Source organism: Streptomyces sp. NPDC048277 (genome assembly GCF_040652235.1).
In the GTDB taxonomy this organism is placed as follows: Bacteria; Actinomycetota; Actinomycetes; order Streptomycetales; family Streptomycetaceae; genus Streptomyces.
On the sequence record NZ_JBEZLQ010000061.1, the window covers coordinates 1 to 15,694 of the forward strand.

Genomic DNA, 15,694 nt, shown 5'->3' on the forward strand with positions numbered 1-15,694 from the left:
TCCGCCACAACGCCCGCGACCCTCGCCGCCCCCTCGCACTCCTCGGCCTCGGATGATCACGAACCGGACGTCACGCGACTACGCCGAAGCCCTGGCTCCCGGGGTCGCCGCCCCAGACGTTGAGACGCACCGACAGAATGCGCACGGCGCGTGGTTCGACTTCACGTAACCGCGAGAGCAGAGCCCGCAGTTCGTCATGTGTGGCCGGGTCTTCAGGATCGCTGGATGGAGTGACGACGCGCTCCGTGTCCGGGTCACAGGCTATCCACCTGCCGCCAGGTTCACTAAATTCCAGCAATTCGTTCAAGGTGCATGCCTTTTCCCAGCATGCGGTGCAGAAGCTGTCGTCAACTCTGCCCGCACCGTCGTGTAGCCGGTCTACCAGGACATCTCCGATGCCGCAGAGATCACACGAGCCGAGAACTGGTGACTCTTCCGGCGCGCGTTGACTCGACATTCGGAGTTTGGGGGGTGGTCGCGCCGCTGCCTCGTGCCTACCGCACCGCGCTGCATCTGTGGACGTGCGCGGGGCGCCTGGCCGAGCTCAGCCGTTTCTTCCGCTGGCTCGACGCACGGGGCGTCACCTCGCTGGGCCAGATGGACACGGAGTGCTGCGAGGCATATCTGTGGCACCGGCGCTACGTGCTCGACTTGGTCAACTACCGCGAGCTTTTCACCGCAGACCAGCCTGCCGCCAACTTGATTCCGTGGGGCGGTGCCACCCCTTCGGCCGTCGCCGAGATGCCCAACGGAAGGGACGAGAACAATACCCGGCCCGTCGAAGACGGCGTGCTGCAGCCGATGCTCGCTGCCGCTCCCTACCTGCTGACAGTATTCGGCCCACACGCCATCACGCTCGCCGAGCAGTTACGGGAAGCCGACCGCCTCGGAGCCCGCAAGTCCCGCGACGTCAGACGGGCCCAGGGACGGAAGAAGGCCCGAGCTCAGGATCCGGAACCGAAGATCACCACATTGCTCGCCGAGCACGGAGAGACGAGCGATCCGCTGACGTTGCCGCCTGACCACCACGTCACGGAGAGAATCGCCAAGGGCTGGACCGCACCGCGTTCTACGGCACCCGCCCTTACGCTGGCCTCCGCGCCGAGTTCGAAAGACGGGTCCAGGCACTGCAAGACGCCGACGAGATTCCAGACCCTCGCGAGTCCCAGATCGTGCGGCTCAAGGCAGAGGTCACCAAGCTCCGGGAACGGCCGGCCCAGTCAGAGCAGACAGTCGAAGAACTCACCGACTTCCGCGGCCAGGCCCTGGCCCGGCTCGCCGCCCAGCACGAGGAAATCGTTCGGCTTCGCAAGTCAGGGCCGACAGGATGTACTTGAACCAAGGAGGACGTTGAGCAATCTGGCCGTCGTCGCCTTGCTCATCGCCTCGGGTGTCAGGGGCGTCTCCGGCACATCAGCCGTTCGAGGATCCGCCTGTGTCCCCCACCTCATCCCCAGGACTCCACTGGGCTCGCTACCTCCGGCCGGAGGCCCAATCGGACCAGTGAGCCTGTCCCGACCTGCAAGAAAGGGTTCTCGAATCATGCGGCGGTACGTTCTCACCGGCACGCCGGGGGCGGGCAAGACATCAATCCTGCGGTGCCTGGACGAGCTTGGATACGGGGTTGTCGAGGAGGCAGCAACGGCGGCCATCGCACGAGCGCAGGCGCTGGGCGAGGACCAGCCATGGACACGCCCATCCTTCATCGACGAGATCGTGGCTCTGCAGCGGCAGCGACAGTTGGATGCCACCGGTTCTATTCAGGTGTTCGACCGATCCCCGGTCTGCACCCACGCCCTCACCACCTACTTGGGGTGGCCGGTGTCCCCGGCGCTGGCCGCGGAACTCGAACGGATCACCTCGAAAGAGGTCTACGAGCGCCAAGTGTTCTTCGTCCGCAATCTGGGCTTCTGCGAGCCGACCGCAGCCCGGCGAATCAGCTTTCAGGAATCACTGGCTTTCGAAAAGATCCACGAAGAGAGCTATCGCACGTTCGGCTACGAGCTCATCGACGTCCCTGCCAGCGATCTAGCCTACCGCGTCGCCACAGTGAGCTCGATGATCGCGGATGCCTTGCCTCAGGCACCAGCGAGGTGAGCCGCATCACATCGACTCTCTCGGAATGCAACACGCCCGGCTATACGCGGCGCAAACGTGTCCCGAACGACGCACCTGCTCAATCGAACACAGGCTCATCCGCACACGGCCTCTGCGGACACAGGCCACACCGGTCTGATCCACCTCGGCGAGGCCCGGGCCAGCCAGCCCCTGCCCATGGCCAAGTCGCGGCACAAGAAGCCGGAGAACGTACGCCGCTGCTTCCACCCGCCCCCCGAGGCGATCGCCGAGGTCACCAGCCTGCTCGCCCCCGGCGACAGCAGGCGCTGACAGCAACCCGCCCAGACCGGCGCGGGATCAGGCGGCGCGTGCTCTGGCCAGGGCGCCGGCCAGAGCGTCAGGGAATTCCCCAGCGAGCTGCTCGGTCCTCACCCAGAGCATGATCTCTTCGGCGATTTCCCGGAGCCTGGTGTCGGTGTGCCGGGAGACATCGCGCAGCACTTCGAAGCCCTGGTCGGGGTGGAGGCCGCCGAGGGCGATGATCACCCCGATCGCGTGGTCGACCACGGCATGGGAGGCGACGGCCTCCTTCATCTGGCCGACCTCTTGCTCCAACTCGCCGATCCTGCCCAGCAGGTCTGCCCTGCCTCGCCATGGCAGGTCCGCTTCGCTCTGGTCAGGAGGGCCGTTCTTCAGCAGGCGATTCATCGTGATCACCTCCCATCACTGCGGAGTCTCCCGCCCGGGCCGCTGCGGCCGCGGGCGGGCCTGTTCGTGCGCATACCGACCGGTACCGTGCCGGATGCGGACGTTCACGTCATTAGCCGTGATCGTCGACAAGGGCCGGTCTTTTGCCTGACGGCCGGACACCACCCCAGACACACCCGATCCGGCTGACTCGCGCCGGACCAAGACCTCCGAATGGGTGCCGACGGCGCCTGGCCGTACCGACACCCTGCAGTGCTCGCTCTGCGTAATGACGTTACGCCATTTCAGCGATAGGGCGGAATGGGTGCGGGCGGTGAGGATCTACGCCCTGACCTGCACATTCGCTGGAAGCGCTGGTGGCGCCGGTACTCACTTGAACGTGCCGGTCCGCTGGGCTCGGGCCAGCCTGGACACGCGAGCCGCCCGAATGGTCGACTCGCTCCCAGGGGGGACTCCGACGAGTCCAGGAGACCCACATGAGCGTCACCCGAAGTCGGCGCACCCGTGCGCTCGCCGCCGGTGCTCTGTCCGCTGCCCTGCTGTCGACCGGTACGGCCGGTGTCGTCGCCGCGGCCGGGGCGACGGCACCCAAGCCCTCCATGACCCCTACCGGCATGTCGAACGTGAAGCCGTCGCATACGCCGACCGCGATGGGCTCGATCACCGTCTCGGCCGACCGCAAGGCCGTCAAAGTGGGCAACACCGTGGTGTTCACCGGCCGGGTCAAGGGCATCAAGGCCGGCTCCACGCTGGTGCTGCAGCACAGGCACAACGGCAAGTGGACCACGCTCAAGACCACGGCCGTCGTCAACAAGAACGGCACTTACACGATCAAGCGGACGTTCACCAAGAAGGGCACCGAGCAGGTGCGGGTGTCGACCAAGTCCGGCACGTTCCACTCCTCGCCGGTCACCGTCCAGGTGAGCTGACCGCGAGCTGAGGCGGTCTGTCAGCCGCATCCAGACTCTCAGCGGGGTTGAAACAGGGTAGATACCTGTTTCAACCCCGCTGCCGCGCCACAGCGCTGATGGTTGTGCGGCTTCCAGGGGCGGCGGGAACAAGAAATCTTCCGGAGCGGACGTCCCGAACAGAATCAGGATCAGCGTCACTGGGACGAGCAGAGCTATCACGATCACGACGCCTCCCCGCACAGCAGCGATCACAGCTGCTGCTTGGCGGCAACCTGGTCACGCTCACCGTGCGGCCGAACGGGGTACGCCGCACATCGGGGCGTGATCCCTGTAGGCCGATTGGGTGATCTCTCCTCGCACAGATGCGCGAGGGGGCGGCGGCGGTAATCCTGGCGGTGCGGCATCTCTACGCGGTGCCGCGTCGGCGCGTGCACGCTGAGGATGGCCGCCTGGTCGTCACAGGGTTACAGCCCCAGGGCGATCAGGCAGCAACCGTCCTGCGATCCGCCCTCAAAGCATTGGCTTTTGCCTCGAAAGCGCCGCGACCGCGGCCCGAGCATTATGCAGAGCTACACGCCGCCTGGCAGGCCGGTCAGGCGGTCCGCGCGCGGGGTGTAGCCGGTGAGGAAGAGCGTGATACGTCGGATCAGGGCGCTGCCCACCGCGGCCCGCCCGGCTCGCGAACGTTCGAGACGGGCATAGGCGTTGAGGTAGTCGGATTCCACGGGATCGAGGTGCAGGGTCGTCCACAGCGGTCGCAGCCCGTTGCCCTCGCACCAGTGCCGGTGCCGGCCCTGTACATCGGCCCACCCTTCCAGGTGCAGCTGTCGGCCGCCGACCTCGATGCCGCTCATCCGCAAGCTAGGCGTCGAGGTGCAGGGTGAGGGATGTGCTGGCACTGATCAGTGAGGTGATGCCGAAAGGGTGCGCGCACAGGCCCGGAGAGGTCCCCAGTTACTCGAGGACGAGGCTCTCCAGCCGTGCCTGCGCTGGCGAAGCCGCGGGCGCCGGGTGGCTGGTTCGAAGGCTGGCGCGGCGGGACTGCCCACTGCACTCGGCCCAGCAGCGGAGTTTGCGGGACCCCCACGAGGAGCGATCGCTCACGACAGTGCCTTCTCGATGAGGTCAGCAGCGCGCGGGGTGCCGCCCTCGGCCCGGCCGGCGGCCTGCAACTGCTGGGACCGGCCGATCCGTTCCGGATCCGTGACCAGGTCGTTCAGCGCCACGCGGAGGGTCTCGGCGGTGGCGTCAGCGGTGTCCACACGGCGGGCGACGCCGAGTTCCACGAGCCGGTCGGCGTTCATGAACTGCTCGGCTCCCTGCGGCACGGCGATCATAGGAACGCCGGCGAGGAGACCTTCGCCGCAGCCGCCCATGCCGGCGTGGGTGACGAAGGCGTCGGCCTGTTCCAGGATCGCCCGCTGCGGGACCCATGAGTGCACCTCGACGCTGGACGGGATGGTGCCGAGTTCCTCGGGGTCGGTGTACTTGCCGATCTGGAGTACGACATGCCAGCCGGGCAGGTCGCCGAAGGCGGCGACGCACTGGCGGTAGAACCCCGGCTGGCGCGTGTACGCCGAACCGAGCGAGATCAGCAGCACATGGTCTGCGTCCGCCGGGCGGGTCCAGCCGTCAGCGTCTGCTCGGGTGTCGAAGCAGGGGCCGACGAAGGTCACCGTGTCGGTGTCGACTCGATCGGCGTGCGGCTGCATTGCTCTCGGGATCAGGGCGAGGGCCCGGGCGGGCGGGCCGGAGAACGTGTCCACGTCCGTGGTGGCCGCCCCGCAGTCGGCGAGCCACCGTGCGAACCTGTCCCGGTATGCGTCGGCGCCCGGCAGCTTCCGCAGATGGGCCGCGACTTCCTCCTGGTAGCCGTCCCAGCCGACGAACGTCGGGGACAGCTGCACGAGGGGACGGCTCTGCGTTTCGGCGAGGGCGCGCGCGGCGTAGGCGCCGATGTCGTAGAGGTACAGGTCGGCCGGATCGTCGTCGTAGGCAGCGCGCAGTTGCGGGAGCGCCTGGACGGCGTCGTCGAGGAAGAGGCTCGCCGCGGCGATGGGATCGGCGGGCCAGTCGTTGTCCGCGACGGGCAGCGTGGAGGTGCAGGGCACCAGCTCCGCGCCGGTGGACTCGATCCGGTCGGCCACGAACGGGTCGTTGGCGTAGGTGACCCGGTGCCCGCGGGCCACCAGCTCGCGGATGAGCGCGAGGCTGGGCAGGACATGACTGACGATGGGGATGCCGACCATCGCGATATGGGCGCGGCGACGGGACATGGGTGATCACTCGTTTCTGGCGCGGGACGGGTGCGGTCGGGGTGGCGAGGACGCGGCGTCAGGGCCGGTCGATCTGCGCGGCGGCCCCCTCCATGTCGGCGACGGTCCCCGACATGATCGTCCGTACGTGCCTGGTGATGTGCTGCACGGGCCAGTCCCACCACGCCACGGCGAGGAGCCGGGCGACGTCCGCGGCGTCGTAGCGGGTGCGGATGAGCCGGGCGGGGTTGCCGCCGACGATGCCGTAGTCGGGGACGTCGCCGGTGACCACGGCGCCGGCGGCGATGATCGCGCCGTGACCGATGCGTACACCGGGCATGACCGTGGCGCCGTGGCCGAACCACACGTCGTTGCCGACGACCGTGTCGCCCCGACCGGGCAGTTCGGTGATCAGGTCGAAGTGCTCCGCCCAGGAGCCCCCCATGGTGGGGAACGGGAAGGTGGAAGGACCGTCCATGCGGTGGTTGGCGCCGTTCATGATGAACCGGGTGCCCGTCCCCAGCGCGCAGTACTTGCCGATGACAAGCCGCTCGGGACCGTAGTGGTACAGGACGTTGCGCGTCTCGAAGGCGGTCGAGTCGTCCGGATCGTCGTAGTAGGAGAAGTCACCGACCTCGATCAACGGCGACTTCACGAGCGGCTTGAGCAGAACCACGCGCGGGTGCTCGGGCATCGGGTGGAGCACGGTGGGATCAGCGGGAAGGGGCGGCATCGCGGAGGCGGTTCCTCTCCAGTCACTCTAGAGCGACAACTGTCGCATTAGGATGCTGGCACAGCCCTGCAGCCTTGATCAACCGGATACTGATTGCCGATGACAGACCCACTGGACACGACGTCGGACCGCCGCCCGGGCGGTCGCACCGCTCGCATCCGCGCCCAGGTCCTCGATGCTGTGCGCGCCGAACTCGCTGAACGCGGTCACGAGGGACTCACGATGGACGGCGTCGCGACGCGGGCCGGAGTGCACCGCGCCACGGTCTACCGGCGTTGGCGCGATGTCAGCGGCCTGCTCGTCGACGTCATCGCCGCTGCCGGCGAAATCGACTGGCAGCCGCCGGACACCGGCTCGCTGCGCGGCGATCTGACGGCCCTCAACCAGGAGATCCAGGAATCCCTGGTCGTACAGCCGTCGCTCGCCGTCGCCCTGATGGCCGCCTCGTTCCACTCCGAACAGGCCGCGCGGGCCCAGACTCAGCTGTGGACGGACCGGTACGTCCAGTGCGAGATCCTCGTCGAGCGCGCCATCGAGCGCGGTGAACTTGGCGCACAGCACACGGACGCGCGGAGCCTGCTGATCGCCGCCACGGCGCCGCTCTACCACCAGATGGTGCTCCTGCGTGCCGATCCGGACCCGCAACTCCCGGAACGGGCCGCGGAGGCAGCGGTCCTGGCGGCTGCCGCGGGTGCCTTCTGCGTCCGCCGGGAAGAGAGAGTGTGATCGACTGCGCTACATGTCCGTTCGCCGTAGCTGTACGAGAACGGGGAAAGATGCCCGGATTTACCGTAATTTCGTTCCGGCTGCATTCCGGTTGGCCGCCCATCTCGCCTGAACCGTTCAGAGGCCATTCGCAGGAAGGCGAAGCGCGCTGTCATACACGCCGGGCGGAATGTGAAGGGTGGCGGTGTCGTAGTCGCCGAAGCGGAGCACGTTGCCCCTGCCGTGCGGGCTGAGCGCGGCGACGTCGTCAGGGTTCACCTCCCGGCCTTGGACGGCCATCTGGCGAAGTACGTCGGTCATGGTGAGGGCAGGTCCCTTCGTCGGCGCCGGTGGCGATCTCGTCGGTGTCGGAGCCAAGACCGGCACGGCGGAGGAGGGCGACCACGCCAACGGCTGGCTGGCCGCGTACAACGCGAGCTTCGCCGTGGCCGCCCTGGTCGAAGGCGGCAGCTTCGGAGTCGACTCCGCCGGATACGTCGTACGCAACCTGCTCGCCGAGAGCTGATGTACTGGCAGCGGGGCTCACCATGCTGCGCCGGCACATGGTCGGACCTGCGGCTTCAGCGGTGCGGGCGCAGGTCCGGCACGCAGAAGATGATGGCGAGCCCTTCTGCGCACCGGAATCCGGCGTGTGAGCCGGCGCCGCTGGGCAGGGCAAACCGTCCCGGAAGGGAGCTTCCCCCGTCAGAGCGGGGCGACGAAGGTGCCCGGGACGAGGCGTGCCACAGTCTCGCTCACGTCGCCGGTGGCGGAGGGGCCGAGCGGGTTGAGGTCGCCTTTGCCCGTGGTGGAGTACATCTGGATCTCGTGCCGTTGACGGTCGTAGAACAGCAGGTCGGTCAGTCCGTCGGGGCCGCTGAACCGGCCCGGGGCGATGTGGGTCCAGGAGGCGGGCAGGTTGTTGCTTCCGAAGACTTCGATGTGTCCCTCGCCGTCACTGGCGAAGAACGCGCCGTAGCTGCCGCTGAGGCAGAAGAGATCGGTATGGCCACTGCCGCTGCCGAAGTCGCCCGGGACGATCAGGGCGCCGAAGCCCTGACGCCAACCGGGGATGCCCCTGCCGATGTGAATGGTGCCGAGCTGCACGTCCGTGGCCCAGAACTCGGCGTCTCCGGAGGCCGTGTCGTAGAAGAACAGGTCCGTCTGCGCGGCGCCCTGCTTGAAGTGGCCCGGCACGACGTGGGTCCAGTTCCGGCGCCAGCCGGTGCGGGTCTCGCCGATCTGCGTCACCGTGCCGTCGCCCGCCGAGGCGAAGAACTTCGCCACGCCGTTGGAGCCGTCGTAGAAAAGGAGGTCGGTCAGTCCTGTGACGCCTCCGAAGTGGCCCGGCACGATGTGGGTCCACGTGGGGCTCCACTGCGGTGCGTCGGAGCCCATCAGGTGCATCTGGCCGTTGGCGTCGACGGCGAAGAAGGCGACCGCGCCGTCGGTGGTGGTGGCCTTGGGGTCGTAGAAGAGCAGGTCGGTGCGCTGAGTGCCACCGCCGAAGTTGCCGGGCACGATCTGGGACCAGGTCGAGCGCCAGCCGGTGCCCTGGCCGATGAAGGCCAGGTCGCCGGCGAGTTCGCCTCCCTGGGCCTCGTAGAAGGTGCCCGTACGTCCTACCGGGTCGTAGAACAGCACCCCGCTGGTGGGTAACGGGGAGGGGCGGCCGAGTGCCGCGTCCGGGAGGTCCGGGTTGTTTTCGGGCACGCTGCGCCTCCGAATCTGCCGCCGGTGGCGGCCGGTGAAGGGAGTGGGAACGCGGCGGGCCCGTCGGCGACCACGTAAGCAGACAGGTCGGGATTTGTGGAGAAGAGGCACAGGTTCCGCCTCAAACGGGAATGCGGATTCCGGTCATCTTCAACCACTTGAGGCCTTGCCACTCGCGGCTGTCGGCTCCTGTCCCCGCTCGGGGTGAACCTGCCAGGTTGGTGAAGCGGTGGTCGGTTGACGCCGGTGGACGGCCCTGCCTCTTGCGCGGGTGACGGCTGAGAAGGATCGAAGGTGAGTGCAGTTCCTTTCCAGGGAATTTTCTGATCAAGCGGTGAGCTGGTCAGGGCTGGGGTAGAGGCGTTGGTGCTCGCGTTCGAGGTGAAACGCCCAGTACGAATCGAAGTCGCCGTTGTCGACGGGGCGCGGAGTTCCAGAGATCGTCTCAACTGGCTTGATCACTAAGCTGGCGGCCGTGATGGCGCTGGTGGGGCATCTGGTGCCGGACGGGCTGTGGGAGTTGTTCCAGTGTGTGGTCCCGACGATGTCCCGCTCCAGGACCGCGTGGCTGCCGTGCTCGTCCTCCTCTACGCGCAGCCGCTCACCCGGATCGCACGGCTCGGCACCGACGACGTCCAGCACGAGGACGGCGAAGTCCTCATTCGCCTCGGCGACCCGCCGTCACCCGTCCCGGCCCCCTTCGCCGGGATGCTGCTGGACTACCTGGGGCAGCGACCGAACACCATGACCGCGACGAACCCCGACGCCCGATGGCTCTTCCCCGGCCGCCGGGCCGGGCAGCCCATGACCCCGAGCGCTCTGGAACTTCAGCTCCGGTACCTGGGCTTCCCGATCCAGCGAGGACGCACAGCGGCGATCCGCCACCTTGTCCTCCAGGCCCCGGCCCCGGTGATCGCCCGGATGCTCGGCTACAACGACGACACCACAGCCCGCCTCGCCGAAGAGGCCGGAGGAACCTGGCGCCACTATGCCCCCGGCGACCACTCACGGTGGCCCCGAGCCCTCAGCACACGAGGAATACACGACAGCCGATTGCGCGAGGTCGCCAGTTCAGTTTTTCGATACCCCTTCACCTGCTTCGCCCTCGGCCTGCTCGTCACCGCCATCCAATCGGTCAAGGAACGGGGCGGCAGGCCACCGTCCGGCGGCCTGCCGGATACGCGGTGCAGGCGATCCCAGCCCGGCGCCGCATCCGACTCTCGCTCCCGACCGTCAGGTTGTCCGGCACCATCTGGCGAGGGACTCCGGCGAAGAACCGGAGCGCCTCGACGTGGGCTGGGTCCAAGCGTGCCGGTACGTTGCCACGCACTTGTCGTAGGTACTGCAGATCCTCCTCGATTCCACCCACGGCGGCTCCTGGCCAATTCGGTGAACACGGGTCTGGGTGGCTGTGACGCTGTTCAGCGGGCTCTGGGGGCAGGGCGTGGACCGCCACTTCAACGAGTCGTCCGGCCCCCTAGCGTGAGGGCCTCATGCAGGAGTGCTGGTTCCGGCGGTGGAATGAATCCGACTGAAGGCTCGGGGGCTCCATCAAGATCGACGAGCACACCGAAGCGCTCCGCATCGGCCGCTCGCCCCGCAGCTTGTCCTTCGGGTGCCAAGGTCCGGTAGTGGATGGCGAGTTCGGCATACGATTTGTTGATCTTCGGGTCGCAGAGGTCCGACTTGCCGACGCCCGTCGGCATCCTGATCGCCTGGCACCGAGACCGATCCTGTGCCGGAGACCGGCGATGCCGGGGCCACGCCGTCCACCAGCCAGACGCCGAGCAGACCGGACCCGCCTCGACCCGTCGATCGGTGCACGACTCCGGGCAGCCCCCTGTCCGACCAGCCGACTTCCCCCAGTGCGCTGACCGCCGGCCACACCGTCGCCGGGCCGGAGCGGAAGAAGTAGCGGTGGCGCGCGGGTCCGCTCAGCGGGCGAGCTCGGCAGCCTCGGCATTCACCCCGAGTTGCGCAAAATAATCCAAATGCGACATCCTCGACGGATGACATAACAGATGATCAAGACCGCAGACTCCCGCCCGAGATCAGCATGAGTATCCCGAGCGAACGCCACGCCAGAGCCTGCGACCTGCATGTTCGAGGATGACGAAGACTCAATTATCCGACGAAGGACAGCTGTCCGGAAGCATCCGGGCGCCCATTGGTGTAGGCGATTCGGTGGGTCAGGGCCGTACTGCGCTGCCACGCTCGGGCGGTTTCGAGAGCTTTGACCAGCGCGTCGTCCTGCCCGACGAGTACGACGGCGCGTTGGGCGCGTGTGATGGCGGTGTAGAGCAGGTTGCGCTCCAGCATGTTGGTGTGCGAGGTCGCCAAAGGCATCACCACGATGGGGTACTCGCTGCCCTGTGAGCGGTGAACGGTGATCGCGTATGCGTGGAGGATCTGGTCCAGTTCGTTGAAGTCGTACGGGATGGTTTCCTTTTCGATGGATGCGGTCAAGGTTCCGGCTTCGTGGTCGATCGCGGTGACGGTGCCGAGGGAGCCGTTGAAGATGCCGGCTGTGCGCTTGTCGTAGTTGTTGGTCACGGTGGTGATCCGGTCGCCTAGACGGAACAGGCGGTTGCCGTCCGCGTGTTCTGGTTTGCTCTCGTGTGCCGGATTGAGCCGGTCACGCAGTCGGATGTTGAGTTCCTCGGTCCCAACTTCGGTGCGTTTGCCGGGAGAGAGCACCTGGATGTCGGTGAGGGGCTGCGCGCCGTAGTAGTTGGGGAGGCGTTCGGCGACGAGTCCGACGATCGTGTCCGCGATCTCCCGTGGGTGTCCGATCTTGAGGAAGTGGAAGACGCCTTCGGCGTTGGCGGGGCGGCGGTCAGACGCCTCGCCTGCCGCAGTAAAGCCGTTCTCCGGGTGCGACTGCCACACGAGCTGGGGCGCGGTGTTTGAGGATTGAGCGACTGAGGGCCCGATGGTGAGCGGATCACCAGCCGGGCCCTCAACCTCACAGCCCCATTCCCGCCCAGTCCTCGTTGGCGATCTCCCGGGCCTCGGCCTCGGAGTCCAGCAAGTCCACAAGGCTGGGGGCCGTCATCGGGGTCGGTTCCACGCTGGTCCCCAAGGCCGGGGTCCGCCGAGGCAGCCGCCACAGCAGCGTTCTCCGGTTTCACAGAGGGGTTCGAATCCCCTACCGGGGCCCCGCGCGCACCTCTCTGTGGCACCGCCCGGAAAATCCCCGCTCGGTTCACCCGGCATGACATACGCTGGGCACACACCGACGCGCGGTGGAGCAGCTCGGTAGCTCGCTGGGCTCATAACCCAGAGGTCGCTGGTTCAAATCCGGCCCGCGCTACGAGATCCGGCCCCTCAACAACATGTTGAGGGGCCGGAGTTGTGAGACAGCGAGCACTAACCCGACGTCCTGGCCCCGTTCACCCCGGAGGTCACGCTGTCCGCCCTCGACGACCTGGCCGCCGAGCCCGCCCGCGCCAACAGCGTCGGCATCCGCTCCTGCCACCCTCCGTACTTCAGGCCCTCACCACGCAGTGGACCGAGCATGTGAAGGACACCGTCGCCCTCGGCATCAGCGGCGGATACGTCGGCGCGGAGGTCTCCGCCCCGATCCACACCGGGCTCACCGCACTGTGTCACCTGGACGACTCCCTCGGCCGCACCCCCTTGCACCATCAGCGCCCGCACCGACCTGCACATGGTCACCCGGCTGCCGCGACACACCCGCCACACCGGCCAGCTCACCACCGACCTCCACTACCTCGCCGCCGAGTACGCCCGCTTCCTCGTTAGAGGTGACCGTGGCCACGTCACCGCTGTCGGTGTCGGGCACCGAGGTACCAACTCCGCCGGTGACGACGGCGGTCTTGATGCGGCCCCCGCTGTCGTAGGTGTTGGTAGTGGTGCGGGTGACCGAGTTGGCGGTCTCCGTCGTCTTGGCGGTGTTGCCCCACCGGTCGTACTCGATGGTCTTGGTGGTCGGTGGCCAGCCCCGCGACCAGGGTCTCCAACTCGGCCCGCGCCCTGAGCAGATCCGCGGAGCCACGCTCGCCCAGCACCAGCCCGAGTTCGGACAGCCGGTACAGGACGTCCGAGTCGGGGCCGCGGAAGTACGTACCGCTGCTCCCCCGGATCTCCAACAGGCCCAGGAATCCCAGGGACTTGATCGCATCTCGGACCGTGGGCCGGTTGACACCGAGCATCTCCGCCAACTGCCGCTCCGAGGGGATCCGGGACAGTTCGGCGGTCATGAGATCGCTTTCTGGTCTGATCGACGGCCTCGAATGCCTCACCACTCAAGTCACCACCGGTGAACCGGTGACTGGATCTCTGGCCGCCATATGGCGGTCAACAGTCGCCGCCTGGCGGCTCCGGTCCCCGGCGCCGGTCGGCCACCATGTTCACAGGAGCCGCGTACGAGGCCGTACGCACGGAAGACGCGTACGTGTACAAGCGTGTACGCGGGGAGGAGACAGCCCATGTCCCTGACACCACCCCCGTTCGATCCCGAACTGGCGGCAGCGCTGGAGATCCTGCTCGCCCGGCTGCCCCGGTCCTTCGACGCCGAGCGGATCCGCGAACTGCGGGCCGGCATGGGCGCCGCCACCCCGAGCGACGAGCAGCTGAGCTGCGAGGGTTTCTTCGAGGTCGAGGACCGGCTGGTACCGGGCCCGGACGGCGGCCCCGACCTCGCGCTGCTGGTGTGTCGGCCGAGGACCGCCTCCGGACCACGACCGGTGTTCTACTTCGCCCACGGCGGCGGGATGGTCATCGGCAACAACAGGGTCGGCGTGGAGGTCGCGCTTGACTGGGCACGGCAGCTGGACGCTGTGGTGGTCTCGGTGGAGTACCGGCTCGCGCCCGAGGCCCCGCATCCCGCACCGGTCGAGGACGTTTACGCCGGGCTGATCTGGGTCGCCGAGCACGCGGCGGACATCGGCGGGGATCCCGGACGGATCGTCGTGGCGGGTACCAGCGCGGGAGGCGGCCTGACCGCCGGTTCGGTCCTGCTGGCCCGGGACCGCAAGGGCCCGCGGCCGATCGGCCAGGTCCTGATGTGCCCCATGCTCGACGACCGTAACGACACCCCTTCCGCCCGGCAGATGGCCGGAGAGGGCGTATGGGACCAGGCGGCCAACGCACAGGGATGGACCGCGCTGCTCGGCGACCGGCGCGGCGCCCCCGATGTCCCCGTGTACGCGGCCCCGGCCCGCGCGGAGGACTTGTCCGACCTGCCCCCGTCCTTCCTCGACGTCGGCTCCGCCGAGACCTTCCGCGACGAGGTCGTCGCCTATGCCTCCCGCATCTGGCAGTCCGGCGGCACGGCCGAACTGCACGTGTGGCCTGGCGGCTTCCACGGCTTCGACACTCTGATGCCCCAGGCCGCCCTCTCCCAGGCCTCCTCCGCCGCCCGCGTGACCTGGCTTCGCCGACTGCTCGGCGAGTGATCGGACCGGGCAGCATGGGCAGATGAAAGAGCTGACCTCGCGGCTGAGCGCCGTGGACCCAGACGCCGGGGCGGCCGTCCAGGTCATCGCCTACTTCGACCGGCTCGCCGCGACCCGGGCCGGCGTGGAGGCGCTGGTGCGCGGCGCCGCCGTGCTCGCCGGCTGCCCGGCCCGGCTCGTCGACCCCGGACACGCGATCCGTGTCCGGGTGGAAGCCGACGGCACCCGCAGCGACCGGGACGATCCGCCGGACCCGGCATGGCCGTCGGCGGCCGTGCCCAGGGTCGGAAGCGCGACCCTGTGGCTGGAGCGTGCCACCGGAAGCGATGTGGTGGACGCCGTGATCCTGGAACGGGCCGCCGGAGTCATCCGCGAAGTCCTGGACCGTACCCGCGGCCGGGCCCCCGCGGCCGCCGATCCCGCGCTCGTCGAAACGGTGCTGGACACGAACGCCGCCGAGCAGGCCCGACTGCACGCGGCCCGCCAGCTGGGCTTCTCCGGCTCCGAGGCCCAGGGACGGGCGCTCGCCACACCGGACGGACAGCCTCACATCCTTCTCTGCAGTGCCAGCACACGGCTGGCCGGCACCGAACTGCCCTCCGGTCGGGTCGGGGTGGGGCCCGCCAGGAGCGTGCTCCACCTGCCGGACTCCTGGGCCGCCGCGCGGACCGCCCTGCGCTTCACCGCCGAAGGCACCCCGCAGGACCCGGGCGAACGTGTCGTGTACGCCGACGACCTCGGCGGTATCGCGGCCCTCGCCGGGTTCGTCGCCCCGGGCTCCTTCCCGCTGCCCGACGTACGAGCCCTCGAAGCGGCGACGGCAGACGCCCCCTGGATGCTCACCACGCTCCAGGCCGTCGCCTCGACGGCGAGCCTGCGCGCGGCGGCCGCGGAGATCAACGTCCACCACTCCACCCTGCAGAAGCGGATCGCGCACGCCGAAGGGCTGCTCGGCTGGCCGGTCCACACCCCGAAGGGGCGGCTGCGGCTCCAACTGGCGCTCCTCATGCGCCAGTTGGCACGCTCCTGACCCCGCCCCAAAACCGTCTACGAGGAGCGCTTCCATGCACAACGAGAGCTTGGCCAACCTGCTCAAGGAGGAGCGACGCTTCGCGCCGCCCGCTGACCTGGCCGCGAACGCCAATGTCACGGCCGAGGCGTACGAACAGGCCAAGGCTGACAGGCTCGGCT

General features: G+C 68.3%; 16 protein-coding genes, 1 tRNA gene and 1 pseudogene. 8 read left to right on the plus strand and 10 right to left on the minus strand.

Annotation, left to right across the window (positions count from 1 at the left end):
- Positions 1-70: 70 nt before the first annotated feature.
- Entirely contained in the window at positions 71-307 is a 237-nt protein-coding gene (locus AB0D85_RS51555) for a hypothetical protein (RefSeq protein ID WP_362338438.1), read from the minus strand.
- Positions 308-471: 164 nt separating this feature from the next.
- On the opposite strand from AB0D85_RS51555, the gene AB0D85_RS51560 reads away from it, so the two are divergent.
- Positions 472-2,097: an AAA family ATPase gene (locus AB0D85_RS51560; protein ID WP_362338441.1), complete on the plus strand. Its 1,626-nt coding sequence runs from the start codon at positions 472-474 to the stop codon at positions 2,095-2,097.
- A 126-nt stretch (positions 2,098-2,223) separates the two neighbouring features.
- A pseudogene (locus AB0D85_RS51565) lies at positions 2,224-2,388 on the plus strand (site-specific integrase); the annotation flags it as partial.
- A gap of 27 nt (positions 2,389-2,415) precedes the next feature.
- On the opposite strand, the gene AB0D85_RS51570 reads toward AB0D85_RS51565, so the two are convergent.
- Positions 2,416-2,766 (minus strand): ANTAR domain-containing protein, encoded by a 351-nt coding sequence (locus AB0D85_RS51570; RefSeq protein ID WP_362338444.1) that lies wholly within the window; start codon positions 2,764-2,766, stop codon positions 2,416-2,418.
- Between the two features lie 476 nt (positions 2,767-3,242).
- Between AB0D85_RS51570 and AB0D85_RS51575 the strand changes: the two genes are divergently transcribed.
- Positions 3,243-3,695: a hypothetical protein gene (locus tag AB0D85_RS51575; protein WP_362338447.1), complete on the plus strand. Its 453-nt coding sequence runs from the start codon at positions 3,243-3,245 to the stop codon at positions 3,693-3,695.
- Positions 3,696-4,246: 551 nt separating this feature from the next.
- Here AB0D85_RS51575 and AB0D85_RS51580 read toward each other — a convergent pair.
- From AB0D85_RS51580 to AB0D85_RS51590, 3 genes are all read right to left on the minus strand, one after another.
- A complete protein-coding gene (locus AB0D85_RS51580) occupies positions 4,247-4,531 on the minus strand; it encodes a hypothetical protein (protein ID WP_362338450.1) in 285 nt (94 codons plus the stop codon).
- Between the two features lie 246 nt (positions 4,532-4,777).
- On the minus strand, positions 4,778-5,953 hold the full coding sequence (locus AB0D85_RS51585) for a macrolide family glycosyltransferase (RefSeq protein ID WP_362338454.1): 1,176 nt from the start codon (positions 5,951-5,953) through the stop codon (positions 4,778-4,780).
- 58 nt (positions 5,954-6,011) lie between these two features.
- Positions 6,012-6,665: a CatB-related O-acetyltransferase gene (locus tag AB0D85_RS51590; protein WP_362338457.1), complete on the minus strand. Its 654-nt coding sequence runs from the start codon at positions 6,663-6,665 to the stop codon at positions 6,012-6,014.
- Between the two features lie 99 nt (positions 6,666-6,764).
- On the opposite strand from AB0D85_RS51590, the gene AB0D85_RS51595 reads away from it, so the two are divergent.
- On the plus strand, positions 6,765-7,391 hold the full coding sequence (locus tag AB0D85_RS51595) for a TetR/AcrR family transcriptional regulator (RefSeq protein ID WP_362338460.1): 627 nt from the start codon (positions 6,765-6,767) through the stop codon (positions 7,389-7,391).
- A gap of 117 nt (positions 7,392-7,508) precedes the next feature.
- On the opposite strand, the gene AB0D85_RS51600 is transcribed toward AB0D85_RS51595, so the two are convergent.
- Positions 7,509-7,691 carry a hypothetical protein gene (locus AB0D85_RS51600; protein ID WP_362338463.1) on the minus strand — a complete coding sequence of 61 codons (183 nt, stop codon included), beginning with the start codon at positions 7,689-7,691 and terminating at the stop codon, positions 7,509-7,511.
- On the opposite strand from AB0D85_RS51600, the gene AB0D85_RS51605 reads away from it, so the two are divergent.
- On the plus strand, positions 7,690-7,896 hold the full coding sequence (locus AB0D85_RS51605) for a hypothetical protein (RefSeq protein WP_362338466.1): 207 nt from the start codon (positions 7,690-7,692) through the stop codon (positions 7,894-7,896). The two genes, AB0D85_RS51600 and AB0D85_RS51605, sit on opposite strands and share 2 nt — an antisense overlap.
- Before the next feature lie 179 nt (positions 7,897-8,075).
- On the opposite strand, the gene AB0D85_RS51610 is transcribed toward AB0D85_RS51605, so the two are convergent.
- The 3 genes from AB0D85_RS51610 to AB0D85_RS51620 form a co-directional block, all read right to left on the minus strand.
- Positions 8,076-9,083 carry a hypothetical protein gene (locus tag AB0D85_RS51610; RefSeq protein ID WP_362338469.1) on the minus strand — a complete coding sequence of 336 codons (1,008 nt, stop codon included), beginning with the start codon at positions 9,081-9,083 and terminating at the stop codon, positions 8,076-8,078.
- A gap of 327 nt (positions 9,084-9,410) precedes the next feature.
- Positions 9,411-9,725: a hypothetical protein gene (locus tag AB0D85_RS51615; protein WP_362338472.1), complete on the minus strand. Its 315-nt coding sequence runs from the start codon at positions 9,723-9,725 to the stop codon at positions 9,411-9,413.
- 1,482 nt (positions 9,726-11,207) lie between these two features.
- Complete coding sequence (locus AB0D85_RS51620) at positions 11,208-11,972, minus strand: ATP-binding domain-containing protein (RefSeq protein WP_362338476.1); 765 nt, start codon at positions 11,970-11,972, stop codon at positions 11,208-11,210.
- 350 nt (positions 11,973-12,322) lie between these two features.
- On the opposite strand from AB0D85_RS51620, the gene AB0D85_RS51625 reads away from it, so the two are divergent.
- A tRNA-Met gene (locus AB0D85_RS51625) sits at positions 12,323-12,396 on the plus strand.
- Between the two features lie 469 nt (positions 12,397-12,865).
- On the opposite strand, the gene AB0D85_RS51630 is transcribed toward AB0D85_RS51625, so the two are convergent.
- Complete coding sequence (locus AB0D85_RS51630) at positions 12,866-13,306, minus strand: GntR family transcriptional regulator (protein ID WP_362338479.1); 441 nt, start codon at positions 13,304-13,306, stop codon at positions 12,866-12,868.
- Positions 13,307-13,534: 228 nt separating this feature from the next.
- Between AB0D85_RS51630 and AB0D85_RS51635 the strand changes: the two genes are divergently transcribed.
- Together AB0D85_RS51635 and AB0D85_RS51640 are read left to right on the plus strand one after the other, a co-directional pair.
- Positions 13,535-14,503: an alpha/beta hydrolase gene (locus AB0D85_RS51635; RefSeq protein WP_362338482.1), complete on the plus strand. Its 969-nt coding sequence runs from the start codon at positions 13,535-13,537 to the stop codon at positions 14,501-14,503.
- 22 nt (positions 14,504-14,525) lie between these two features.
- Complete coding sequence (locus AB0D85_RS51640) at positions 14,526-15,533, plus strand: helix-turn-helix domain-containing protein (RefSeq protein ID WP_362338485.1); 1,008 nt, start codon at positions 14,526-14,528, stop codon at positions 15,531-15,533.
- The last annotated feature ends 161 nt before the right edge of the window (positions 15,534-15,694 follow it).